This window comes from Pseudomonas citronellolis, assembly GCF_029335315.1.
GTDB classification, from domain to species: domain Bacteria; phylum Pseudomonadota; class Gammaproteobacteria; order Pseudomonadales; family Pseudomonadaceae; genus Pseudomonas; species Pseudomonas citronellolis_A.
In genome coordinates this window covers 1-21,765 of record NZ_JARJLT010000347.1, presented here as the reverse complement: position 1 = coordinate 21,765, position 21,765 = coordinate 1, and the positions used below count along the sequence as shown (strand labels likewise).

General features: G+C 69.2%; 23 protein-coding genes. 10 read left to right on the top strand and 13 right to left on the bottom strand.

Annotated elements, in window-relative coordinates; translation table 11 throughout:
• The 5 genes from P3W75_RS26425 to P3W75_RS26405 all read right to left on the bottom strand — a co-directional run bounded on the left by P3W75_RS26425 (nt 1) and on the right by P3W75_RS26405 (nt 5,645).
• Nucleotides 1-1,338, bottom strand: a complete 1,338-nt coding sequence (locus P3W75_RS26425; protein ID WP_276230274.1) for an imelysin family protein — start codon at nt 1,336-1,338, stop codon at nt 1-3.
• Nucleotides 1,339-1,464: 126 nt separating this feature from the next.
• Nucleotides 1,465-3,537 carry a putative bifunctional diguanylate cyclase/phosphodiesterase gene (locus tag P3W75_RS26420; RefSeq protein WP_276230273.1) on the bottom strand — a complete coding sequence of 691 codons (2,073 nt, stop codon included), beginning with the start codon at nt 3,535-3,537 and terminating at the stop codon, nt 1,465-1,467.
• Nucleotides 3,538-3,730: 193 nt separating this feature from the next.
• Nucleotides 3,731-4,312: a superoxide dismutase [Fe] gene (gene sodB / locus P3W75_RS26415; protein WP_276230271.1), complete on the bottom strand. Its 582-nt coding sequence runs from the start codon at nt 4,310-4,312 to the stop codon at nt 3,731-3,733.
• A gap of 323 nt (nt 4,313-4,635) precedes the next feature.
• On the bottom strand, nt 4,636-5,238 hold the full coding sequence (locus tag P3W75_RS26410) for a LysE/ArgO family amino acid transporter (RefSeq protein ID WP_276230270.1): 603 nt from the start codon (nt 5,236-5,238) through the stop codon (nt 4,636-4,638).
• Nucleotides 5,239-5,240: 2 nt separating this feature from the next.
• On the bottom strand, nt 5,241-5,645 hold the full coding sequence (locus tag P3W75_RS26405) for an ACT domain-containing protein (protein WP_276230269.1): 405 nt from the start codon (nt 5,643-5,645) through the stop codon (nt 5,241-5,243).
• A gap of 104 nt (nt 5,646-5,749) precedes the next feature.
• Between P3W75_RS26405 and P3W75_RS26400 the strand changes: the two genes are divergently transcribed.
• Nucleotides 5,750-6,646 (top strand): LysR family transcriptional regulator ArgP, encoded by an 897-nt coding sequence (locus P3W75_RS26400; RefSeq protein ID WP_276230268.1) that lies wholly within the window; start codon nt 5,750-5,752, stop codon nt 6,644-6,646.
• Here the strand turns inward: P3W75_RS26400 and P3W75_RS26395 are convergent.
• Nucleotides 6,636-7,685, bottom strand: coding sequence for a saccharopine dehydrogenase family protein (locus P3W75_RS26395; RefSeq protein ID WP_276230267.1), 1,050 nt, complete (start codon nt 7,683-7,685; stop codon nt 6,636-6,638). The two genes, P3W75_RS26400 and P3W75_RS26395, sit on opposite strands and share 11 nt — an antisense overlap.
• Before the next feature lie 172 nt (nt 7,686-7,857).
• Here P3W75_RS26395 and P3W75_RS26390 point away from each other — a divergent pair, with 172 nt between their 5' ends.
• Nucleotides 7,858-8,847 carry an NAD-dependent epimerase/dehydratase family protein gene (locus tag P3W75_RS26390; protein ID WP_276230266.1) on the top strand — a complete coding sequence of 330 codons (990 nt, stop codon included), beginning with the start codon at nt 7,858-7,860 and terminating at the stop codon, nt 8,845-8,847.
• Here the strand turns inward: P3W75_RS26390 and P3W75_RS26385 are convergent.
• Nucleotides 8,844-10,049 carry an MFS transporter gene (locus P3W75_RS26385; RefSeq protein WP_276230265.1) on the bottom strand — a complete coding sequence of 402 codons (1,206 nt, stop codon included), beginning with the start codon at nt 10,047-10,049 and terminating at the stop codon, nt 8,844-8,846. The genes P3W75_RS26390 and P3W75_RS26385 overlap by 4 nt on opposite strands.
• A gap of 140 nt (nt 10,050-10,189) precedes the next feature.
• Here P3W75_RS26385 and P3W75_RS26380 point away from each other — a divergent pair, with 140 nt between their 5' ends.
• The gene (locus P3W75_RS26380; RefSeq protein WP_276230264.1) at nt 10,190-10,777 is read left to right on the top strand and encodes a TetR/AcrR family transcriptional regulator; all 588 of its coding nucleotides are present in this window, start codon (nt 10,190-10,192) and stop codon (nt 10,775-10,777) included.
• 3 nt (nt 10,778-10,780) lie between these two features.
• Here P3W75_RS26380 and P3W75_RS26375 read toward each other — a convergent pair whose 3' ends face one another.
• Entirely contained in the window at nt 10,781-11,050 is a 270-nt protein-coding gene (locus tag P3W75_RS26375; protein WP_276230275.1) for a hypothetical protein, read from the bottom strand.
• A 262-nt stretch (nt 11,051-11,312) separates the two neighbouring features.
• Between P3W75_RS26375 and P3W75_RS26370 the strand changes: the two genes are divergently transcribed.
• From P3W75_RS26370 to P3W75_RS26355, 4 genes are all read left to right on the top strand, one after another.
• Complete coding sequence (locus tag P3W75_RS26370; RefSeq protein WP_276230263.1) at nt 11,313-12,158, top strand: ATPase; 846 nt, start codon at nt 11,313-11,315, stop codon at nt 12,156-12,158.
• A gap of 198 nt (nt 12,159-12,356) precedes the next feature.
• A complete protein-coding gene (gene feoA, locus P3W75_RS26365; protein ID WP_276230262.1) occupies nt 12,357-12,584 on the top strand; it encodes a ferrous iron transporter A in 228 nt (75 codons plus the stop codon).
• 6 nt (nt 12,585-12,590) lie between these two features.
• Nucleotides 12,591-14,882 carry a Fe(2+) transporter permease subunit FeoB gene (gene feoB, locus P3W75_RS26360; RefSeq protein ID WP_276230261.1) on the top strand — a complete coding sequence of 764 codons (2,292 nt, stop codon included), beginning with the start codon at nt 12,591-12,593 and terminating at the stop codon, nt 14,880-14,882.
• Complete coding sequence (locus tag P3W75_RS26355) at nt 14,882-15,133, top strand: FeoC-like transcriptional regulator (protein ID WP_276230260.1); 252 nt, start codon at nt 14,882-14,884, stop codon at nt 15,131-15,133. Before feoB ends, P3W75_RS26355 begins: the two co-directional genes overlap by 1 nt.
• 238 nt (nt 15,134-15,371) lie before the next feature.
• On the opposite strand, the gene P3W75_RS26350 is transcribed toward P3W75_RS26355, so the two are convergent.
• The 3 genes from P3W75_RS26350 to P3W75_RS26340 are packed head-to-tail and all read right to left on the bottom strand — an operon-like array spanning nt 15,372 to nt 17,994.
• Entirely contained in the window at nt 15,372-16,439 is a 1,068-nt protein-coding gene (locus P3W75_RS26350) for an alkene reductase (protein ID WP_276230259.1), read from the bottom strand.
• Between the two features lie 31 nt (nt 16,440-16,470).
• A complete protein-coding gene (locus tag P3W75_RS26345) occupies nt 16,471-17,634 on the bottom strand; it encodes an MFS transporter (protein WP_276230258.1) in 1,164 nt (387 codons plus the stop codon).
• 48 nt (nt 17,635-17,682) lie between these two features.
• Nucleotides 17,683-17,994 (bottom strand): ArsR/SmtB family transcription factor, encoded by a 312-nt coding sequence (locus P3W75_RS26340; RefSeq protein WP_276230257.1) that lies wholly within the window; start codon nt 17,992-17,994, stop codon nt 17,683-17,685.
• Nucleotides 17,995-18,201: 207 nt separating this feature from the next.
• Between P3W75_RS26340 and P3W75_RS26335 the strand changes: the two genes are divergently transcribed.
• Nucleotides 18,202-18,909 (top strand): SDR family NAD(P)-dependent oxidoreductase, encoded by a 708-nt coding sequence (locus P3W75_RS26335; RefSeq protein ID WP_276230256.1) that lies wholly within the window; start codon nt 18,202-18,204, stop codon nt 18,907-18,909.
• A 10-nt stretch (nt 18,910-18,919) separates the two neighbouring features.
• Nucleotides 18,920-19,483, top strand: coding sequence for a hypothetical protein (locus tag P3W75_RS26330; RefSeq protein WP_276230255.1), 564 nt, complete (start codon nt 18,920-18,922; stop codon nt 19,481-19,483).
• 81 nt (nt 19,484-19,564) lie between these two features.
• Here the strand turns inward: P3W75_RS26330 and P3W75_RS26325 are convergent, their stop codons facing one another.
• On the bottom strand, nt 19,565-20,578 hold the full coding sequence (locus tag P3W75_RS26325) for an alpha/beta hydrolase (RefSeq protein WP_276230254.1): 1,014 nt from the start codon (nt 20,576-20,578) through the stop codon (nt 19,565-19,567).
• Nucleotides 20,579-20,653: 75 nt separating this feature from the next.
• Between P3W75_RS26325 and P3W75_RS26320 the strand changes: the two genes are divergently transcribed.
• Nucleotides 20,654-21,298 carry a TetR/AcrR family transcriptional regulator gene (locus tag P3W75_RS26320; protein WP_276230253.1) on the top strand — a complete coding sequence of 215 codons (645 nt, stop codon included), beginning with the start codon at nt 20,654-20,656 and terminating at the stop codon, nt 21,296-21,298.
• Between the two features lie 275 nt (nt 21,299-21,573).
• On the opposite strand, the gene P3W75_RS26315 is transcribed toward P3W75_RS26320, so the two are convergent.
• Nucleotides 21,574-21,765 (bottom strand): integrase core domain-containing protein (locus tag P3W75_RS26315; RefSeq protein ID WP_276230252.1); only part of this gene is annotated, 192 nt, incomplete at its 5' end.

The following is a 21,765-nucleotide window of genomic DNA, read 5'->3' as shown; positions in this document are numbered from 1 at the left end:
TCAGAACTGGTGATCGGCGTTGTCCGGCTTCAGGTCCTGGATGCCCAGGGCAGCGGCGGCCTTCTCGATGGCGCCGGTCTGCTTGACCAGGGATGCGATGGTGGTGCTGATCAGCTTGTGGTCGGCTTCGGCGTCCGGGGCGATCATCTGGTCGAAGTGCACGCCATCCTTCTCGGCGCGGTCGACGATGGCCTGCATGCCGGCCTGGGTGGCGTCGAGGTCGGCCTTCAGGTCGGTGTTGGCCTGGGCGTCGGCCTTGGCCACCAGGTCGGCCACGCTCGGGCCCTTGACCACGCTGCCGTCCACGCGCTTGTACTCGCCCAGGTAGATGTTGCGGATACCTTCGGCGTTGAAGTACAGGGTGTGGTGGGTGTTGTCGCTGAAGCAGTCGTGCTCGTCTTCGGTGGAGTTGGCTTCCAGGGCCACCTTCATGCGCTCGCCGGCCAGCTCGCCGAGGGACAGGCTGCCCATGCCGAAGAAGATCTTGCGCAGGTTGGCGTCGGCGCCGTCGGCTTCCAGCTTGGCGCGGTAGTTGTCGGCCACGCCGGCTTTCCAGTTGCCGACCATTTCCTCGAGGCTGCTCACCAGCAGGTCGGTGGCGGCTTTCAGGTAGGCCGCGCGACGGTCGCAGTGACCGTTGCTGCAGTCCTTGCCCTGGGCGTAGTCGGTGAACGGACGGTTGCCGGCGCCCGGCTTGGTGCCGTTCAGGTCCTGGCCCCAGAGGAGGAACTCGATGGCGTGGTAGCCGGTGGCGACGTTGGCTTCGGAACCGGCCACTTCGTTCAGGCTGGCCAGCTTCTCGCCGGTGATTTCCTTGACGTCGATCTTGTCTTCGCCGACCTGGATCTCGGTGTTGGCGATGATGTTGGCGCTGGCGGCCGGGTTGCCCTCGGCGTGCTGGTAGTCCTTGGCGACGTAGTCGATCAGGCCTTCGTCCAGCGGCCAGGCGTTGATCGCGCCTTCCCAGTCGTCGACCACCTTGTTGCCGAAGCGGAAGGCTTCGCTCTGCGAGTAGGGCACGCGCGCGGCCAGCCAGGCTTGGCGGGCGGCTTTCAGGGTTTCTTCGCTGGGCTTGGCGATCAGCGCGTCGACGGCCTTCTGCAGGTCCTTCGCGGTGCTCAGGGAATCGCCGTACACGGCTTCGGCCATGTCCGCGTAGTTTTTCACCACGGCCTTGACCGCGGCCTCGTCGACCTTGGTGGCTGCCGGGGCGGCGCTCTGGGTGCTGGCGGCCGGGGTGGCTGCCGGGGCGGCGGCTTCTTTCTTGTCATCGCCGCAACCGGCGAGGGAGATGGCGATGGCCAGCAGGCTGGCAGTGGCCCAGGGCATACGAGTCATGGCGGGTTCCTTAGCATGAGGATGGCGCAAAAAGAGTTGCGCAACGAAAGCGGCAACATAATGCGAAAGATTTGCATTTTTGAAAAGGCCGCGCTTGCGAATTGCCAGTAGCGGCGGACGAAGGGATCAGCGGCGTTCGATGCTGGAGCTGCCGGCGGCCTCGGCCAGGCGCCGCGCCTGCTTCAGGTAGAGGGTCAGCTCGCGCGCCGGGAGCGGCTTGCTGTACAGGTAGCCCTGACCTTCGTGGCAGCCCTGGGCGATGATGTAGGCTTCCTGCTCGATGGTCTCCACGCCTTCGGCGATGACCTGCATGCCGAGGCTCTTGCCGAGCTGGATGATGGCGCGAACGATGGTGGCGTCGTCGTCGTCCTGCAGCAGATCCTGGACGAAGCTCTTGTCGATCTTGATCTTGTCCAGCGGCAGGCTCTTCAGGTAGCTCAGCGAGGAGTAGCCGGTGCCGAAGTCGTCGATGGCGATCAGCGCGCCGGCGCGGCGCAGGCTGAGCAGGTGCTGGGCGGCGGTGGAGATGTCTTCCATCAGGCCGGTCTCGGTGACTTCCAGCTCCAGCGAGCGCGGCGGCAGGCGGTGGATCTGCAGGAGGTTGCTGACCACCCGCGGCAGGGCGCTGTGGCGCAGCTGCACGGTGGACAGGTTGACCGCCATGCGCAGGTCGTCGAAGCCCTGGTCGTGCCACTCGCGCAGCTGCTTGCAGGACTGGTCGAGCACCCATTCGCCGATGGCGAAGATGCTGCCGTTCTGTTCGGCCAGGGGGATGAACAGGTCCGGCGCGACCCAGCCCTGGGTCGGGTGCTGCCAGCGCAGCAGGGCCTCGACGCCGACCACGCGGTGGTCGCGGTAGTCCACCTGCGGCTGGAAGACGATGTGCAGTTCGTTGCGCGACAGCGCCTCGCGCAGGTCCTTCTCCAGCTCGCGGCGGCGGCGCATCTCGCTGTCGACGCTGGCGATGTAGAACTGGTAGCGGTTGCGCGAGCGGGTCTTGGCCAGGGTCATGGTCTGCTCGGCCTTCTGCAGCAGCTTCTCGGTGCTCTCACCGTCCTCGGGGTAGAGGGTGATGCCGATGGTGGCGCGCAGTTGCACCGGCTGCTCGTCGAGCTGGAACGGCAGCTCGAGGTCGTCGAGGATCTGCTGGGCCAGCTCGGCCGCCTCGTAGGGCTGCTCGATGTCGGCCTGGACCAGAGTGAACTGGTCGCCACCCAGCCGGGCCAGGGCGCCGAGGCTGGCGCTGTGGCTGCGCAGGCGGTCGGCCAGGGCGATCAGCAACTGGTCGCCGAACTGGTAGCCGTGCTGTTCGTTGATGCCCTTGAAGTCGTCCAGGCCCAGGCACAGCACGGCCACGCGGTGCTGCTGGCGGCCGGCGTCGGCGAGGATCTGGTCCAGGCGCTGCTGCAGCAGCTTGCGGTTCGGCAGGCCGGTGAGGAAGTCGTACTGGGAGATGCGCAGCAGGCTGTTTTCCGCCTCGCGGCGCAGGTGGCCGTTGCGTTCGATGGATTCCAGCAACTGGTTGGCGGTGTTGATCCACAGGCCCAGTTCGTTGTGCTCGTGGCCGGCCAGCATCGGCAGCTTGTGCTCGCCCGGGCGGTCCGGGTTGATGCTGGTGAGGTGGTCGATGATGCGCCACAGCGGCTTGGTCAGCAGCCAGTGGTAGACCAGGAACAGCACCAGGCCCATGGCCAGCGCGCGGAGGATGCCGGAGAGGAAGATGATCACCGAGGTGACCACGAAGTCCTGGCCGTAGGGCGCGGTGTCCAGGGTGATCTTCAGGTCGCCGTAGTACTCGCCGGGTTCGCCGCGGCCTACCAGGCGGATGGAGTAGTGCTGCTCGGGGCCGAGGATGGGGTCGGTGAGCCAGCGGGTGGGCGCGTCCAGCAACGGGCGGGATTTTTCCGCCAGCATGGGCTCGTCGGGGTGGCCGATGGCGGCGTAGCGCACCGCTTCATGCTGGAACAGGCCTTCGAGGACCTGCATGGCCATGTCGCGGTCGAGGCTGTAGACCGCCTGCGTCGATGGGTCGCGGACCATGGCGAGGATTCGCTGGGCGTCGTTGTGCACCGACTGCTGCGCCTTGTGGGCGTCGAAGACGATCTGCGCGCAACTCAGGACGACACCCACTGCCAGCGCGGCCAGGAGAACGACGCGCAACAGCTTGAGGGAGAGCCTGTGCCGGGGGTCCAGTTTCAAGGGTGCTTTCCTTGTTCATCGCCATCCGGCGAAAGACTGGTCTGAGTATTGGCAAACGGAGCTTTGACGTCAAAGGGCCATCACCCATTTTCCGATCAAATCCGCATCTCAGGTTAGCCGAGCCTTGCCTTTCTGGCGCGCAGAAAGCAGAAACCCGGCCTCAGGCCGGGTTTCCGCTGGAACGCTGAAGGTATCAGGCAGCGAAGTTCTTCGCTACGTAGTCCCAGTTCACCAGGTTCCAGAAAGCCTCGACGTACTTCGGACGCAGGTTGCGGTAGTCGATGTAGTAGGCGTGTTCCCAGACGTCGCAGGTCAGCAGCGGGGTGTCGCCGCTGGTCAGCGGGTTGCCGGCGCCGATGGTGCTGGCCAGGGCCAGGGAACCGTCGGCCTTCTTCACCAGCCAGGCCCAGCCGGAGCCGAAGGTGCCGATGGCGGTCTTGGTGAACTCTTCCTTGAACTTGTCGAAGGAACCGAAGGCGGCGTTGATGGCGTCAGCCAGGGCGCCGGTGGGTTGGCCGCCGGCGTTGGGCGCCAGGCATTCCCAGTAGAAGGTGTGGTTCCACACCTGGGCCGCGTTGTTGAAGATGCCGCCGGAAGAGGTCTTGACGATGTCTTCCAGGCTCTTGCCTTCGAACTCGGTGCCGGGGATCAGGTTGTTCAGGTTCACGACGTAGGTGTTGTGGTGCTTGTCGTGGTGGAACTCGAGGGTTTCCGCGGAAATGTGCGGCTCGAGGGCGTTCTTGGCGTAAGGCAGCGGCGGCAATTCGAAAGCCATGGTGTCTCTCCTATCTTCCTCAGGTCAGGGCTAGCGCGGCGAACGCGCGACCGGTACACGGGGCCGGTTCGGTGATTGTCGCGGCATCCGTACGTAGCGCCGGCTCGGGGAGCGGGCGCGCGCCGGGTGCGTCCAGCTAGACTCGCTCTCTGGCGCCGCGAAGGTCGGATCATAGCACCCGACCCCCGGCATATCCACGCAGCAACTGTAGGGGCAAATGCAGGGGTAAAGCCCCGTGGCTGCGCCGCGCGAGGCGTTCGCCAGCATTCCTCATAGCTGACCGGGGTGACCGTTCGAGGTTCGCTTTTTCGTCCGTTCGGGGCTCAGCTGGCCAGCACCAGCTGGCTGGCCATGCCCAGCATCATCACCGCCACCATCAGGTCGACCAGGCGCCAGGTGGCCGGGCGCGCCAGCCAGGGGGCGAGCCAGGCGGCGCCCAGGGCGAGGGTGAAGAACCACAGCAGCGAGGCGCTGGCCGCGCCCATGGCGTAGGCGCCGGGGGCCGCCTGCTGGGCGCCGAGGGAGCCGATCAGCAGCACGGTGTCGAGGTACACGTGGGGGTTGAGCAGGGTCACCGCCAGCGCCGCCAGCAGCACCGCGCGGCGCGAGCGCGGGCCGGTCTGCCCGGCCTCGGCCATGGCCTGCGGGGCGATGGCGCGGCGCAGCGCCTTGGCGCCGTACCAGACCAGGAAGATCACCCCGCCCCAGCGCGCCACGGCGAGCAGTGTGGGGTTCTCCGCCAGCACCCTGGCCAGGCCGAACACCCCGGCGCTGACCAGCACGGCGTCGCACAGCACGCAGAGCGCGGCCACCCACAGGTGATGCTCGCGGCGCAGGCTCTGGGCCAGGACGAAGGCATTCTGCGCGCCGATGGCGATGATCAGGCCGGCGGCCACCAGCAGGCCGTTGAGGTAGCTCTGCCACATGCTCAGGCCCTCCCTTCGCGGGACAGCCGGCGCAGCGCCTGCAGCGCGGCCGGGCCGTCCTGGTGGGCGACGAACAGGTGGTCGTGGAAGAACGCGGCGAACACGTTGCAGCTGATTCCGGCCTCGGCCAGCGCGCCGGCCACCGCGGCGGTCAGGCCTACGGCCTGCAATGCGGAATGCACCTCCAGGGTCAGCCAGGCGGCCACGTAGTCGTAGGCCAGGCCCAGGCGGTCGGCCTCGGCGCGGGCCAGCAGCAGGGTCAGGCCCTCGCGTTCGCGGAAGCTGCCGAGCACCACGGCGTCGGCCGGCGCCTGGCCGTTGGGCAGGGTGCAGAACACATATTCGCCGGGGTTGAGCACCGGGGTCATTTCGCGCAGCAGCGCGTCGAGGGCGGTTTCGCCAGCCATGGGCAGGGCTCCGTGGGCGGAAAGCGGGTGGGAATGCTGGCGAGTCTGCGGCCTGCGGATGTATAAGGAAAACGAATCCTGTTGATATCTCATTAGGAAATCTGATGTTCGACTACAAGCTGCTGGCGGCCCTGGCCGCCGTGGTGGAACAGGGCGGCTTCGAGCGCGGCGCCCAGGCCCTGGGCCTGTCGCAGTCGGCGATCTCGCAGCGCATCAAGCTGCTCGAGGCGCGGGTCGGCCAGCCGGTGCTGGTGCGCGCGGCGCGGCCGCAGCCCACCGAGCTGGGGCGCCGGCTGCTCAACCATGTGCAACAGGTGCGCCTGCTGGAGGGCGACCTGCAACAGTGGGTGCCGGCGCTGGACGAGGGCGGTTCGCCGGAGCGCCTGCGCCTGGCGCTCAACGCCGACAGCCTGGCGACCTGGTGGGCTGGCGCGGTGGGCGGCTTCTGCGCCGAGCGGCGGGTGCTCCTCGACCTGGTCGTGGAGGACCAGGAAGTGGGCCTCAAGCGCATGCGCGCCGGCGAGGTGGCCGGCTGCGTCTGCGCCAGCCCCCGGCCGGTGGCCGGCGCGCGCAGCGAGGCGCTGGGCGCCATGCGTTATCGCGGGCTGGCCAGCCCGGCGTTCGTCGCCCGGCACTTTCCCAAAGGCGTGCGCGCCGAGGCGCTGGCCCGCACCCCGGCCATCGTCTACGGCCCGGACGACCAGTTGCAGCACCGCTACCTCGCCGACCTCGGCGTGGACGGCGCCTTCCTCTACCACCTGTGCCCCTCTTCCGAGGGCTTCGTGCGCATGAGCTGCGGCGGCCTGGGCTGGGGCCTGGTGCCGGAGCAGCAGGTGCGCGGCGAGCTGGCGCGCGGCGAGCTGGTGGAGCTGCTGCCGGGGCGGGTCATCGACGTGCCGTTGTACTGGCACCACTGGCGCAACGGCGGCGAGCTGCTCGGCGCGCTCACCTCGCACCTGCTGCGCCACGCGCCGGAAAGCCTGGTGCCGCTCAGCGAATGACGATGGTGCCGCTGCCCGGCAGGCTTTCGACGCAGCGCGGGCCGAACAGCCGCGACGGCGTGAAGTAGCCGCCGGGGCCGTCGTAGGCGAGCAGGTGGGCCACGGCCATGAGCGCGCCGTGCACGGTGACGTCATAGCCGTTGGCGGTTTCCAGGCGCGCCGTGCGCCTTTCCCCGCGGGCGTTGCGCACTTCGCCCCAGACCCAGGTGCGCAGGCGCCCGCGCGCCAGTTCGTCGGGGCCGCGCACGCGTTTCTGCGCCTGCTCCTTGAGCCAGCGCTGCACGCCGTCGCGGCCCAGCAGGCCGCGCAGCGGGTCGACCAGGCGCATGCCCAGCGCGGTCAGCGGCGGCGCCGGCAGGTACACCTCGATGTTGGGGATGGCGGTGCTGTAGAAGGCGGTGGCGACGTCGCCCCAGGGAATGCTCACGGCGTGCTTGAGCCCGCGGCCGAAGTCGATGTCGCGGCGCTTGTAGCCCAGCGGCACGTCCGCCAGAAGGCCGTCGCGACGCACCTTGCCGCCCAGCTTGAGGCCTTCCACGGTGGTCTTGGCGGTGCCCGGCGACAGCCCGCTGCCGGTGTCGAAGCCCAGCGCCAGCTGGGTGGCGTCGGGCAGCGCCTCGGCCAGGCAGGCGGCCACGCAGTCGGTGGGGATGACGTCGAAGCCGACGCCGGGGCAGAGCGCGATGCCGGCCGCGCGGGCGCGCGCGTCGAGGCTGTGGGCGTGCTCGAAGACGCTGATTTCGCCGGTGATGTCGACATAGTGCGTGGCGCTGGCCAGGCAGCTTTCCAGCAGCGGCGCGGCGGTCGCCGAGAAGGGCCCGGCGCAGTTGACCAGCAGCGCCACGTCGTCCAGCGCGGCACCGGCGGCGTCGGCGCCGAACACCCGGCTCTCCAGGCCCAGCACGCTGCCCAGGGCCTGCACGGCGGCCGGGTCGCGGCCACCCAGCAGCGGGCGCAGGCCTTGGCGTTGCGCTTGTTCGGCGAGCAGGCGGCCGGTGTAGCCGTTGGCGCCGTAGATCATCCAGTGGGGCTTGTTCATCCGGGGTCCTCGGGAACGGGTGGCTGGCCTGCCGTTCTAACCGCCGGGCCGGGGTTTGTCGCCCGGCCGCAAGTCGTGCGGCTCGCAAGGACGCTGTTCTGGCGTGCGCGGCCAAGGCTGCGCGGCGGGCGTCCTGCTAGATTCGGCAGACAACAACTATAGAGGTGCGTGCATGAAGATTCTGGTGACCGGGGCCAGCGGGTTCATCGGTGGGCGTTTCGCCCGCTTCGCCCTGGAGCAGGGCCTGGCGGTGCGGGTCAACGGCCGTCGCGCCGAGGCGCTGGAGCCACTGGTGCGGCGCGGCGCGGAGTTCACCCCCGGCGACCTGTCCGACCCGGCCCTGGTGCGGCGCTTGTGCGAGGGCGTCGACGCGGTGGTGCACTGCGCGGGGGCGGTGGGCGTGTGGGGGTCGCTGGCGCATTTCCAGGAAGCCAACGTGCGCATGACCGAAAGCGTGGTCGAGGCGTGCCTGAAGCAGGGCGTGCGGCGCCTGGTGCACCTGTCGTCGCCGTCGATCTACTTCGACGGCCGCGCCCATGTCGGCATCAGCGAGGAGCAGGTACCGACGCGTTTCGCCAACCACTACGGCTCCACCAAGTACCAGTCGGAGAAGGTCGCCCTCGGTGCCAGCGAGTTCGGCCTGGAAGTGCTGGCGCTGCGTCCGCGCTTCGTCACCGGCGCCGGCGACACCAGCATCTTCCCGCGGATGATCGCGGCGCAGCGCAAGGGCCGCCTGAAGATCATCGGCACGGGCCTGAACAAGGTCGACTTCACCAGCGTGCAGAACCTAAACGACGCCCTGTTCAGCGCGCTGCTGGCCACCGGCCCGGCGCTGGGCCAGGCCTACAACATCAGCAACGGCCAGCCGCTGCCGCTGTGGGACGTGGTCAACTACGTGCTGCGCCGCCTCGACCTGCCGCCGGTCACCGCGCACATGCCCTATCCGCTGGCGCTGGGCGTGGCGACCCTGAGCGAGGGGCTGTGCTACCTGCGCCCCGGCCGCCCGGAGCCGACCCTGACGCGCATGGGCATGGCGGTGCTGGCCAAGGACTTCAGCCTGGATATCAGCCGCGCCCGGCAGTTCCTCGACTACGAGCCGCGCGCCAGCCTGTGGGACGCGCTGGACGAGTTCTGCGACTGGTGGAAGCTCAACGGGCTCTAGCCGTTGCACTGCGTGGCGACGGCGCCGGGCGCAGCGCCGAGGGCGCGCCGGCCGTAGACGCCGGCGAGCAGCAGGGCGACGCCGGCGCCCAGCGCCACGCTCGAACCCGCCTGCGGGCCGTAGGCGTCGATCACCCAGCCGGACAGCGCGGCGCCCGCCGCCACGCCGATGCCCAGGCCGGTGATCAGCCAGGTCAGCCCCTCGGTCAGCTTGGCGCTGGGCACGCCCGCCTCGACCAGCGCCATGGCGGCGATGATGGTCGGGGCGAAGAAGGCGCCAGCGAGGAATACCGCCAGCGCCAGGCCGACGATGTCGCTCGCCAGCAGTAGCGGCAGGGTGGTCAGCGCCGTGCCGATGCCGCCATAGAGGAACAGCCGCGCCAGCGGCAGGGCGGGGCGCCAGATGCCGAAGGCGAGCCCGGCCAGGCAGGAGCTCAGGGCGTACACCGAGAGCACCACGCTGGCCGCCGCCGGCTGGCCCTGCTGCTGCGCGAGGGCCACGCTGACCACGTCTATGGTGCCGACGATCACGCCCATCGCCAGCATGGTCAGCATCAGCAGGCGCACGATGCCCAGGCGGATCGCCGAACCGCCGTCGGCCTGGCGCGCGTGCACCGGCGGCTCGGTGCGACGCTGCGCCACCAGGGCGCTGACGCCCCCGGCCAGCAGCAGGGCGGCTATCAGCGGGCCGCCTTCGGCGAACACGCTCACGCAGAGCAGCACCGACAGCGGCGGGCCGACGATGAAGCACAACTCGTCCAGCACCGACTCCAGGGCGTAGGCGGTCTGCAGTTCGGGGCGGCCGCGATAGATCTCGGTCCAGCGCGCGCGGACCATGGCCGGCATGCTCGGCATGCAGCCGGCGAGGGCGGCGCAGACGAACAGGCTCCAGGTCGGCGCCTGCAGGTAGGTGCACAGCAGCAGCGCGAGGGTGCCGGCGACGCTGATGGCAGCGGCCACCGGCAGTACCTTGCGCTGCCCGTGGCGGTCCACCAGGCGGGATATCTGCGGGGCGAGCAGGGCCATGGCCAGGGCGAAGGTGGCCGCCACCGCGCCGGCCAGGCCGTAGGAGCCGCGCACCAGCGAGAGCATGGTGATGATGCCGATGCCGGTCATCGAGATCGGCATACGCGCCACCAGGCCGGCCACGGCGAAGGCCTTGGTGCCTGGCGCCTGGAACAGTGCTCGGTAGGGGTTGCCCATGGTCTCGGCCTCCTGGCCCGCCGGGCGCCGGGGGAGGGCGCTCGGGGAAAATTAGATACGTCGCGTATGTGAATGCGGCATGGTATAGACATACGCAACGTATGTAAAATCCCGGCACAGCTGCTACAGAGGATGGGCCGATGACCCGACGCTCACGCGCCGACATGATCGAGGAGACCCGCGGCAAGCTCCTGGCCGCCGCGCGCCAGGCCTTCACCGAACAGGGCTACGCGAATACCTCGATGGACGATTTCACCGCCGCCGTCGGCCTGACGCGCGGCGCGCTGTACCACCACTTCGGCGGCAAGGAAGGGCTGCTGGCGGCGCTGGTGCGGGTGCTGGACGCGGAAATGGACGCGCGCCTGGAGGCCATTTCGGCCACCGCCACGGACGCCTGGGAAGGCTTTCGCGGGCGCTGCCGGGCCTACCTGGCGATGGCCCAGGAAGCGGACATCCGGCGCATCCTCCTGCAGGACGCGCCGGCGGTGCTGGGCATGGCGGCGGCGTTGAACGAGGAGGCCTGCGTCGAATCGCTCGACGCGCAGCTGGAAGCGCTGATGGCGGCCGGCCTGGTGGAGAGCGGGCCGTCGCGGGCGCTGGCCCGGCTGATCAACGGCAGCCTGGATGACGCGGCGTTATGGATCGCCGCGGGCGAGCCGCAGGACGGCCGCCTGGAGCAGTCGCTGGAAGCCCTCGACCTGCTCCTGCGCGGCCTGCGTCGCGGCTGAGGTTCAGCCGCGCAGCGGCCCGGCGTAGGCCCGGGTGTCCTGGCTGCCGGGGCGGAAGCTCGGCTCCTGCACCACCTTGGGCAGGCGCACGCCGCTCAACTCGCCCAGGCGCAGGCCGAGTTCGCGGGTGCGGTCTTCGCTGGAGCCTTCGCAGGCCCGCAGCATGCGCGCGATGGCGTCGGGTTGCTGGAACTGGATATCCAGCGCCTGTTCTTCGCGCAGACGGCGGCGCAGTTCGCGCATGCAGTCCAGGATGGCCTTGTTGAATTCGATCACCCAACTTCCTCCCCCGCAGTGAACGCCCTTGTGGCGCCGGTGCGGAGGCGGAGCAAGGCATATGCCATACTGTCGCCTTGCCACTATTTTCGCGGCCTGGCGGGAACCGCGGGGCCGCCGCGCGGGTCTGTGTCGGGTCCACGGCGCTCCGCCGCGGTGCGCCGCGCCCCCCGATAGCGCGCTGTCCAAGGCGCCGGCGCGAACGGATATACTGCGCCACTGCGCAGGCGCCATGCCGCTTTTCCCACAGGTTCCCTTCATGCGTAACGACAGTATCGACGACTTCGACGATGTGCCCAGCCTGACCACCGACGCGGACGACCGCGACGAGTTCGGCCACCACCCGCGCCGCGTCTACGAGCCCGACGGCAAGCGCCTGGCGCCCCAGCCCAAGCCCCGTGGCGGCAGCACCGGCCCGCTGTGGGCGCTGGTCGCGGCCATGGCCTGCGCCCTCGGCGGGGTGGCCTGGTGGAGCCACCAGCAGCTGACCCTGATGGAGCAGCAGCTGATCGCCACCCAGGAGAGCTTCGCCAAGATCAGCGAGGAGGCCGCCGGCCGCCTCGACGACATCCGCGGCAAGTTCGTCGCCAACGAATCCAACGGCACCAGCGACCGCGAGCAGCTCAAGCTGCAGGTCAAGCAGCTGCAGGGCCGCCTCGCCGACCAGGCGCGCCAGCAGCAGGACTCGCTGTCGCAGTTCGGCGGCCAGCAGGGCAAGCGCCTCGACCAGCTCGGTGTCGAGCTCAAGGCCCAGCAGGACAGCGCCGCGCAGCTGATCGCCCAGCTCGACGGCAAGCTCAAGGCGCTGGCCGACGAGCAGGGCAAGGTCAAGGGCCTGCAGGGCGACCTGGCCAGCGCCAATTCGCAGATCCAGAGCCTCACCGCCGACGTCGCGGCGCTGAAGAAGCGTGGCGACCAGAGCCAGTCGATCAAGAGCATCCAGGACGACCTGCTGATCCTGCGCAGCGAAGTCGAGGGCAAGCAGGGCCAGGCCGGCGGGAACACCGCCGAGTTCGACGCCTTCCGCAGCCAGGTGATGCGCAACATCAACACCCTCCAGGCACAGGTGCAGAACCTCCAGCAGCAGCTCAACGCGCCGCGCTGAGTCGCCGCCGAGAAAGCCCCCCAAGAAAGCCCCCGCGTCGCACGACCCGGGGGCTTTTTCTTGCCCGTACCTCTGCGGTGGTAGCCTCGCGGGGTATTGCTTCAGGTCAGTTCGGCGCTGCGCGAAGGGGCGAATAATGTCGGGCAAATGCGAGTCATTCCGATTCGTGACCGCTCGCCGTATCGCCCGGAGGCTCCCATGTACGACCTGCAAGCGCACCGCCGCTACCGCATCACCGGCTACCGGCCGGGTATTGGCGCCGCGTTCCGCCAGCGCCTGTTCGCCATGGGCCTGCTGCCTGGCGCGGAACTGCGCGTGCGCCGCGTGGCGCCGCTGGGCGACCCGGTGCAGGTGGACACCCGCCAGTGCAGCCTGGTGTTGCGCCGCGCCGACCTGGCGCTGCTGCAGCTCGCCGCGCAGGACTGAGCCGCCATGGACGAACTGCGCATCGGCCTGATCGGCAACCCCAACGCCGGCAAGACCACCCTGTTCAACCAGCTCACCGGCTCGCGCCAGCGCGTCGGCAACTGGGCCGGGGTGACCGTGGAACGCAAGGAAGGCAGCTTCCGCACGGCCCGGCACGCGGTGCGCCTGGTCGACCTGCCCGGCACCTATTCGCTGACCACCCTGTCCACCCAGGCCTCGCTCGACGAGCAGATCGCCCGGCGCTGCATCGTCGATGGCGAGGTGGACCTGCTGATCAACGTGGTCGACGCCTCCAACCTGGAGCGCAACCTCTACCTCAGCGTGCAGCTGCGCGAGATGGGCCTGCCCTGCGTGGTGGCCCTGAACATGCTCGACATCGCCCGCTCCCAGGGGCTGCGCATCGACTGCGCGAGCCTGGCCGAGGCGCTCGGCTGCCCGGTGGTGCCGCTGGTGTCGACGCGCGGCGACGGCATAGACGCGCTGAAGGTGGCCATCGACGAGCTGGCGCCGCAGCGGCCGCTGGCGGTCGATTACCCACAGTCCCTGCACGCCGCCGTGAGCACGCTGCTGCCGGCCGGCGCGCCGTCCACCGACGCCTGGCTCGCCCTGCTGGCGCTGGAAGGCGACCTCTACGCCGCACGGCAGTTGGGCCTGGACCGCCAGCGCCTGGCCGGCGCGCGGGAAGCGGTGCGCTGCGCCTGCGGCGACGACCCCGAGCTGCTGCTGGTGGACGCCCGCTACCGGCTGATCGGCGAGATCTGCGAGCGCGCCAGCAACCACCGCCAGGCGCAACCGCACCGGCTCACCGAATGGCTCGACCGGATAGTGCTGAACCGCTGGCTGGGCATCCCGGTGTTCCTGCTGGTGATGTACCTGATGTTCTTCTTCGCCATCACCCTGGGCGGGGCGCTGCAGCCGATCTTCGACGTCGGCTCGGCGACCCTGTTCATCGACGGCATCCAGTGGCTGGGCGCGCGCAGCGGCGCGCCGGACTGGCTCACCGCGCTGCTCGCCCAGGGCCTGGGCGGCGGGGTCAACGCGGTGCTGCCGCTGGTGCCGCAGATCGGCCTGATGTACCTGTTCCTGGCCCTGCTCGAAGACTCCGGCTACATGGCCCGCGCGGCCTTCGTCATGGACCGCCTGATGCAGGCCCTGGGCTTGCCGGGCAAGTCCTTCGTGCCACTGATCGTCGGCTTCGGCTGCAACGTACCGTCGATCATGGGCACGCGCACCCTCGACAGCCCGCGCGAGCGGCTGATGACCTGCATGATGGCGCCGTTCATGTCCTGCGGCGCGCGCCTGGCGATCTTCGCCGTGTTCGCCGCGGCCTTCTTCGGCCAGCAGGGCGCGCTGGCGATCTTCTCGCTGTACCTGCTGGGCATCGTCGTCGCGGTGCTGACCGGGCTGATGCTCAAGCACACGCTGATGCGCGGCGAGGCCTCGCCCTTCGTCATGGAGCTGCCGCTGTACCACGTGCCGCACCTGCGCAGCCTGCTGCTGCAGACCTGGATGCGCCTGCGCAGCTTCGTGGTGCGCGCCGGCAAGGTGATCATCCTGGTCAGCCTGGTGATCGGTGGGCTGAACAGCGTCACCCTCGACGGCCGCCCGGTGCAGGGCGACATCGCCGACTCGGCGCTGGCCAGCCTGAGCCGCCAGGTCACCCCGCTGCTGGCGCCGATGGGCGTGCACGCGGACAACTGGCAGGCCACCGTCGGCCTGGTCACCGGGGCGATGGCCAAGGAAGTGGTGGTCGGCACCCTCAACACCCTGTACACCGCCGAACACATCCAGGGTCAGGCCTTCGACGCCGACGCCTACGACCCGCTGGGGCAACTGCGCGAGGCGCTGGTCGACACCGCCGGCGGCCTGCGCGACGCCTTCAGCCTCTCGGTGCTGGCCAACCCGGTGGCCGCGAGCATGGCCGACGGCGAGATGGACAGCGGCTCCATGGGCACCTTCGCGCAGAAATTCGGCAGCCCGCTGGCCGCCTACAGCTACCTGATCTTCGTGCTGCTCTATGTGCCCTGCGTGACCACCCTGGGTGCGCTGGCGCGGGAAAGCGGGCGCAACTGGATGGGCTTCTCGGTGTTCTGGGGGCTGAACGTGGCCTACTCGCTGGCGGTGCTCTGCTACCAGACCTTCAGCTTCGCCGCGCACCCGCAGTACAGCGCCGTGGCCATCGGCCTGGTACTGGCCTTCAACCTGCTGCTGTTCCTGGCGCTGCGCCGCGTCGGCCAGCGGCAACTGGAGCCTGTGCTGGCGGATGACCCGCGTCCGGCGGCGGGAGGCTGTCACTGATGGCTTCGGCGATAGCGCTGCGCAACCTGCTCGGCGAACTGGGCGCAGCGGACGCCGCCACCCTGGCGCAACGTCTCGGCGCACCCAAGGCGCTGCTCGACGCGCTGCTGGAACGGCTGCTGGCGCTGGGCGTGGTGGAACAGGTCGCGCCGCGACCGACGACCTGCGGCGCCTGCAAGGGCTGCGCGCAGGCCAGGGGCTGTTCCCCCGACTACCGCCTCGCCAGCACAGTCCCCCTACGCTGGCAGTAGGGCGCATAACGCCACCGGCGTTATCCGCCGTCGGCAATCGCGCCAGGCCTGGCGGCGGATAACCGCGAACGGTTATTCGCCCTACATCTGGCACCCACATTCACGAGAATCACGGCAGACCCGTAGGGCGCATAACGCCTACGGCGTTATCCGCCGTTGGCTCTTGCGCCAGCCCCAGCGACGAACATGGAAAAGGGCGCCCGAAGGCGCCCTTTGCATTGGCTGCTGTCCGCCGGCCTTACAGGCGCGGGTAGTCCAGGTAGCCGACCGCGCCCTTGCCGTAGAAGGTTTCCGGGTGCGGCTCGTTCCAGGCCGCGTCCTTGGCCAGGCGCTCGACCAGGTCCGGGTTGGCGATGAACGGGATGCCGAAGGACACCGCGTCGGCCTTGCCGCTGGCCAGCCAGGCGTTGGCGCTGGCCTTGGTGAAACGCTCGTTGGCGATGTACGGGCCGCCGAAGATTTCCTTCAGTTTCGGGCCGATGCTGTCCGCGCCTTCCTTCTCGCGGGTGAAGATGAACGCCACGCCGCGCTTGCCCAGCTCGCGGGCCACGTAGCCGAAGGTCGCCAGCGGGTCGGCGTCGCCCATGTCGTGGGAGTCCATGCGCGGCGCCAGGTGCACGCCGACGCGGCCGGCGCCCCAGACCTCGATGGCGGCGTCGGTGACTTCCAGCAGCAGGCGCGCGCGGTTTTCCACCGAGCCGCCGTACTGGTCGGTGCGCTGGTTGGTGCTGCTCTGCAGGAACTGGTCGAGCAGGTAGCCGTTGGCGCCGTGGATCTCCACGCCGTCGAAGCCGGCGGCCTTGGCGTTCTCGGCGCCCTGGCGGTAGGCCTCGACGATGTCGGCGATTTCCTCGGTTTCCAGCGCGCGCGGGGTGACGAATTCCTTGATCGGACGCACCAGGCTGACATGGCCGGCCGGCTTGATGGCGCTCGGCGCCACCGGCAGCTCGCCATTCAGGTACAGCGGGTCGGAGATGCGCCCGACGTGCCACAGTTGCAGCATGATGCGCCCGCCGTTGGCGTGCACGGCCTTGGTCACGTTGCTCCAGCCGCGCACCTGGTCGTCGGACCAGATGCCGGGAGTGTCGGGGTAGCCGACGCCCATCGGGGACACGGCGGTGGCCTCGCTGAGGATCAGGCCGGCGTCGGCGCGCTGGGCGTAGTACTCGGCCATCAGCGCGTTGGGTACGCGGCCTTCGTCGGCGCGGCAGCGGGTCAGCGGGGCCATGATGATGCGGTTCGGCAGTTGCAGGTCGCCCAGAGTGATCGGGTCGAAAAGCGTAATCGGGTCGAAGAGCGTGGTCATTGCGGGTGCTCCTGTAAGGGGATGTGCTGGGTTAGTCGAGGACGGGTTGGGCTTGGGTGGGCTTGCCGCTGAAGGCGATCATCACCGCGATCAGCGCGAGTACGGCGAGGACGGCGCCGGCCAGCGGCACGCGGGTCAGGCCCAGGCCGTGGTCGATGACGCTGCCGCCGACCCAGGCGCCGACGGCGTTGCCGACGTTGAAGGCGCCGATGTTCAGGGTGGCGACCAGGTTGGGTGCGCTCTGGCCGACGCGCACCACGTTGACCTGTAGGGCCGGCACGGCGGCGAAGGAGGCCGCGGCCCAGATGAACAGGGTGATCTCGGCCGGCAGCAGCGACTGGCTGGTCCAGCTCAGCGCCGCCGAGACCACCGCCATGGTGGCGAACACGCCGGCCAGGGTGGTGCCCAGGCGCCAGTCGGCCAGGCGGCCGCCGAGGATGTTGCCGAAGGTCAGGCCGAGGCCGATCAGCACCAGGGTCCAGGTCACGCCGCGCGGCGACACCTGGGTGACCTCGCCGAGCAGCGGGGCGACGTAGGTGAACAGCGCGAACACGGCGGCGGAGAACAGCACGGTGGTGCCCAGCGCCAGCCACAGCGGGCCGCTGCGCAGCGCCGCAGCTTCCTGGCGGATGTTCACCGGCTCGTCGTCATGCCCGGCCGGCAGGATGCGCCACAGGCCGACCAGCGCGAACACACCGATCACCGTCACTACCCAGAAGGTCGAGCGCCAGCCGGCGGCTTGGCCGAGCGCGGTGCCCAGCGGCACGCCGAGCACGTTGGCCAGGGTCAGTCCGGTGAACATCAGGGCCACGGCCGAGGCCTTGCGGTTGGCCGGCACCAGGCTGGCGGCGACCACCGAGCCGATGCCGAAGAAGGCGCCATGGCAGAGCGCGGTAACGATCCGCGCCAGCATCAGCATGCCGTAGTTGGCGGCGATGGCGCACAGCAGGTTGCCGAGGATGAAGATGCCCATGAGCATCAGCAGCGCGCGTTTGCGCGGCAGTTTCGCGGTGAGCAGCGCCATGATCGGCGCGCCGATCGCCACGCCGAAGGCGTAGCCGCTGACCAGCCAGCCGGCGCTGGGAATGGACACCGCGAGGTCGCCGGCGACGTCCGGCAGCAGGCCCATGATGACGAATTCCGTGGTGCCGATGGCAAACGCGGACAAAGCGAGGACGAGAAGCGGAAGTGGCATGCGCCTGCTCCTGGAAAAGAGTGGGATGTTCTTGGCAGTTCGCTGCGACTACAGCGCTTCGCTTAGGTGGCGAACAAAGGCCGCGATGGTTTCTTCGTTGCGCTTGAAGAAGTGCCACTGGCCGACTTTGCGACTGGTCACCAGTCCGGCGCGCTGGAGGGTGGCCAGATGCGCCGAGACGGTGGATTGCGACAACCCGGTGCGCTGGTCGAACTTGCCGGCGCAGACGCCGATGTCGAAGGACTGGTGTTCCTGCTCGACGAAGTAACGCTCCGGGTCCTTCAGCCAGTGCAGCATGTCGCGCCGCACGGGGTGGGCCAGGGCCTTGAAGATTTCGTCGAGGTTCAGTGCTTCGTTCATCGTCGCCTTTGTGTGTATCGCTTGGGAACGAACTATATATCGGCCAAAAGCGATATGAATTCGTTTGGACCGATAATGATGATCGATGGGCATGATAGTAGGCCCGCGCCGCCCTGGCGCCATTCGCCGGGCCAACTGTCGTCGCCGACCGCGCGGCCCCGGCGGGGCGCGGATACCCTTGGGTAGGTACAAACCAGGGAGCGGCACATGGACAAGACTCTTCAGGGCCGGGTGATCGCCATCACCGGGGCGTTCGGCAACCTCGGCCTGGCGCTGGCCGCAGGCGCGGTGGCGCGCGGCGCGCAGGTGGCCATGCTGGGCCGCTCCGGCGTCGACGGCGTGGTGCTGCCGGCGGCGCTCGGCGACGCGCTGTTGCTCGGCGGCGTGGACGTGGCGTCGCTGGCGTCCGCCGAGCAGGCCATGGCGCGCATCGAGGCGCGCTTCGGGCGCCTGGACGGCCTGGTCAACGCCGCCGGCGCCTTCCGCTGGCAGACCCTCGCCGAGGGCGGCCTGGCCGGCTGGGACCAGCTCTACGCGGCCAACCTGCGCACCGCCGTCACGGCTTGCAAGGCGGCCCTGCCGCTGCTGCGCCGCGCCGACGCCGGGCGCATCGTCAACATTGGCGCGGCGGGCGCGCTCAAGGCGGGCGCCGGAATGGGCGCCTACGCCGCCTCCAAGGCCGGGGTGGCACGCCTGACCGAGAGCCTGGCGGAGGAGCTGAAGGACGCCGGCGTCACCGTCAACGCGGTGCTGCCGAGCATCATCGACACCCCGCAGAACCGCGCCGACATGCCCGACGCCGACGTCGCCCGCTGGGTGACCCCGGCCGCGCTGGCGGAGGTGATCCTGTTCCTGCTCGGCGACGCCGCGGCCGCCGTCACCGGCGCGCTGATCCCGGTGACCGGGCGTGTCTGAAGGGGGCGCCATGATCGTTCACGTACTCTGCGAACTGGCGCTGTTCGTCGCCTGCCTGTGGGCGGCGCTGGGCAGCCTGCGCCGGCGCCAGGGCTGGGCGCTGCTCGGCTTCGCGTTGCTGGGCTTGGCGGCGCTGCTGGGTGCGCTGGTCTACGCCGGCCTGGCGCAGTTGGAGCCGCTGCACCACGAACTCTCCAACCTGGCCGGGCGCCTGGCGCTGCTGCTGATCGCCATCGGCGGCGCGTCCAGCCTGGGCCTCAACCTGGCGGTGATCGGCTTCTGCGCGGTGATGCTCTGGGTGCCGGACGGCTCCTCGCTGGGGGTGAACCTGCTGGCGCTGCTGGCCATCGCCCGCAAGGGCCGCTCGCTGCGCTGGCCAGCGGCGCTGGCTGGCGCCGTGGCGTTCGCCGCCACCGGCCTGCTGGTGGGCACGCGCGGAGACTGGTTCGGCGTGGCCCGCGTGGACCTCTTCCACCTCGGCCTGGCGCTGGCCGTGTGTTGTTGGGCCCGGGCGGAGCTCGGCGGGTTGGCGCAGGGCTGGAGCAGGGCGCCGGGGCTTTCCCGCGGGCATTGATCCAACGGGCCAAGGCAAGCGGACGGCTTCCCATGAGGCAAGCCGATCCCGCGTTACTCGAGCGATTCGTCGAAGTGGCCTCTATCGACTCGCGGCACCTTGCGGGCCTGCCGCGTTTGGCGATCTGGCTTGTCGATGCCGCCAGGCTTCCTGCCTGGCCAAGGTGCGTTCGACGAACTCCAGGATGGCTTGGTTCATCTGGCCCAGGCCGGGCTCTTCCAGCGGATAGTGCCCGGCGTTCTCCAGCATGCACGTCGTCACCTCGACGCGGCCCAGGCGTTGCAGGAACGGCTGGCTGAGGGCGAGCGGGGTCCAGCGGTCCGCGGCCGGCTGGGTCAGCAGGACGGGGCAGACCTCGAAGGCTTCCGGCTCGATCGCTGGCGCATAGCCCAGGTAGGAACTGAGGAAACGCAGGCTGGCCCAGTTGCCGGCAGAGGTGCGGTCGTTCAGGCAGGCCTTCAGCGCGGCGCGGTCGTTGACCAGGGTATGCATCTTGCTGGCCAGCCACATGGGCATCTTCAGCCCGGCCAGCGGCGTGCGCGCAAAAGCGTGGATCATGGGAATGCCCAGGCGGCCCATCAGCGGGAACAGCGCGGTTTGCTCGCGCACCCGCGCCACGCGCTGGTCGAGGAAGGTCATGCCGACGATGCCGGCGACGTGGCCGTTCAGCGCGGCGGCGTGGTAGGTGAGCATGCCGCCGGCGCTCAGCCCGTAGAGGAAGATCGGCCGCGGGTCGCGGGCGCGCTCGTGCTCGATGAACGCATTCGCCAGCTCCACCCAGGTGTCATAGCGGACCTGCGCGCCAGCGGCGACCTTCGTCTCGCCGTAGCCGGGCATGTCGATGGCCACGGTCTCCAGCCCCAGTCGCGCCAGCGGCAGGCCGACGATGGTGGACATCTGCCGGCCGTTGGTGCCGACGCCATGGAAGAGGATGACCCTGGCTGGCGCAGTCGGGTTGGCATAGCGGTCCAGGTGCACCTGGTGGCCGCGCCAAGGCCAGTACTCTTCCTTCGGGGCGTTGGTCGCATCGATGCGGTAGGTGGGCGGGAGGAAGGCCTGGATCACCTGCCATTGGGTCTGTTCTGCGTAGCTCATCGACGTCCTCGCACTGGACAGGAAGGGTGGGGAAACCTATAAAGGTGACATTTGTCACTTTGTAAAACATAACATATGTCTGATTTTGATGATGTGCAAGCGCCGTCTTCGTCTCCCAAGGGCAAGAGGGCAGGCCGCCTGCCGCAGCAGGAGCGTTCGCAGACGCGCATCGCCAAGGTGCTGGAGGCGGCGGAAAAGCTGTTGCGCGAGGTCGGCCCCGACGCCGCGTCGATTCCCGAGATCTCCAAGCTGTCGGGGGTGCCGCGGGCGAGCATCTACCAGTTCTTCCCCGACAAGTACGTGCTCTTCGCCCACCTGGCGCAGCTGCAGATGGAGCGCATCGGCGCGCTGATCGTCGAGCAGCAGCCACGGGCGGACGAGGACTGGCAGGCCGCGATCGGCCGTGTCGTCCGGGGTGTCGCCGAGTACTACAACGCGCACCCGGAGGCCGCGGCGCTGCTGATGCGCGGCAACTTCACCCCGACCGACCGCAAGGCCCACGAGGAGAAGGACGCGATGATCGGCAACCTGCTGCGCGGCTACCTGCAGGCCCGCGGCGTGCTCGCGGGCCTGCCGCAGGAGCCGGACGCGGCGACCCTGTCGGTGGAAATCGCCTTCGCCTGCATGAAGTATGGCTACCTGAGCGAAGGCCACATCAGCGAAGCCATCTGCGCCGAAGCCGCCGCCGCCGCGGTCGCCTATCTGTCGCGCTGGGAATAGCGCCAGCGACAGGCTTGACCATGCGCAGCCACGCGTTGCCGCGAGGCTTGGGGGGAAACCCGCGCCATCCCCTTCGGCCAAGGTCTCGATGACCGTGGGCGTCAGCTATCTCCCATCCACACTTCGGCGGGAGATCCTGTCGATTGTTGGGAATGTCGAGAGACGGGAGGATGCGTCTCAAGCCCTAGGTTGTATGGGGCTTGATGGGCATTGGTGGATTTCTGCGGTGTCTAGTCCTGAAATAGGTTTACACCTATCCGGATAAGATCCAGACCTCAAAACGCCCGATGCACCGCATCGGGCGTTTTGTATTTCAGGGCCTGGTGAGGGCGCTCGTAGTTATAGATATCGACGGCTTCGCGCACCATCCGGCGCGCCTGAAGCAGGTCGGCTGGAGGCAGGGGCAGTAGCTCGTTCTTCAAGATGCCGTTGACTCGCTCGGCCAGCGCGTTCTGGTAGCAGTCATA

What these genes read in the sequence shown, in the direction of transcription:
- P3W75_RS26380 (WP_276230264.1), top strand. Translation starts at nt 10,190, where the DNA reads ATGACCCGACGCTCACGCGCCGACATGATCGAGGAGACCCGCGGCAAG.
- P3W75_RS26390 (WP_276230266.1), top strand. Translation starts at nt 7,858, where the DNA reads ATGAAGATTCTGGTGACCGGGGCCAGCGGGTTCATCGGTGGGCGTTTC.
- P3W75_RS26340 (WP_276230257.1), bottom strand. Translation starts at nt 17,994, where the DNA reads ATGAACGAAGCACTGAACCTCGACGAAATCTTCAAGGCCCTGGCCCAC.
- P3W75_RS26355 (WP_276230260.1), top strand. Translation starts at nt 14,882, where the DNA reads ATGGCTTCGGCGATAGCGCTGCGCAACCTGCTCGGCGAACTGGGCGCA.
- feoA (WP_276230262.1), top strand. Translation starts at nt 12,357, where the DNA reads ATGTACGACCTGCAAGCGCACCGCCGCTACCGCATCACCGGCTACCGG.
- P3W75_RS26345 (WP_276230258.1), bottom strand. Translation starts at nt 17,634, where the DNA reads ATGCCACTTCCGCTTCTCGTCCTCGCTTTGTCCGCGTTTGCCATCGGC.
- P3W75_RS26405 (WP_276230269.1), bottom strand. Translation starts at nt 5,645, where the DNA reads ATGGCTGGCGAAACCGCCCTCGACGCGCTGCTGCGCGAAATGACCCCG.
- P3W75_RS26385 (WP_276230265.1), bottom strand. Translation starts at nt 10,049, where the DNA reads ATGGGCAACCCCTACCGAGCACTGTTCCAGGCGCCAGGCACCAAGGCC.
- P3W75_RS26395 (WP_276230267.1), bottom strand. Translation starts at nt 7,685, where the DNA reads ATGAACAAGCCCCACTGGATGATCTACGGCGCCAACGGCTACACCGGC.
- sodB (WP_276230271.1), bottom strand. Translation starts at nt 4,312, where the DNA reads ATGGCTTTCGAATTGCCGCCGCTGCCTTACGCCAAGAACGCCCTCGAG.
- P3W75_RS26410 (WP_276230270.1), bottom strand. Translation starts at nt 5,238, where the DNA reads ATGTGGCAGAGCTACCTCAACGGCCTGCTGGTGGCCGCCGGCCTGATC.
- feoB (WP_276230261.1), top strand. Translation starts at nt 12,591, where the DNA reads ATGGACGAACTGCGCATCGGCCTGATCGGCAACCCCAACGCCGGCAAG.
- P3W75_RS26425 (WP_276230274.1), bottom strand. Translation starts at nt 1,338, where the DNA reads ATGACTCGTATGCCCTGGGCCACTGCCAGCCTGCTGGCCATCGCCATC.
- P3W75_RS26330 (WP_276230255.1), top strand. Translation starts at nt 18,920, where the DNA reads ATGATCGTTCACGTACTCTGCGAACTGGCGCTGTTCGTCGCCTGCCTG.
- P3W75_RS26320 (WP_276230253.1), top strand. Translation starts at nt 20,654, where the DNA reads ATGTCTGATTTTGATGATGTGCAAGCGCCGTCTTCGTCTCCCAAGGGC.
- P3W75_RS26325 (WP_276230254.1), bottom strand. Translation starts at nt 20,578, where the DNA reads ATGAGCTACGCAGAACAGACCCAATGGCAGGTGATCCAGGCCTTCCTC.
- P3W75_RS26335 (WP_276230256.1), top strand. Translation starts at nt 18,202, where the DNA reads ATGGACAAGACTCTTCAGGGCCGGGTGATCGCCATCACCGGGGCGTTC.
- P3W75_RS26400 (WP_276230268.1), top strand. Translation starts at nt 5,750, where the DNA reads ATGTTCGACTACAAGCTGCTGGCGGCCCTGGCCGCCGTGGTGGAACAG.
- P3W75_RS26350 (WP_276230259.1), bottom strand. Translation starts at nt 16,439, where the DNA reads ATGACCACGCTCTTCGACCCGATTACGCTTTTCGACCCGATCACTCTG.
- P3W75_RS26370 (WP_276230263.1), top strand. Translation starts at nt 11,313, where the DNA reads ATGCGTAACGACAGTATCGACGACTTCGACGATGTGCCCAGCCTGACC.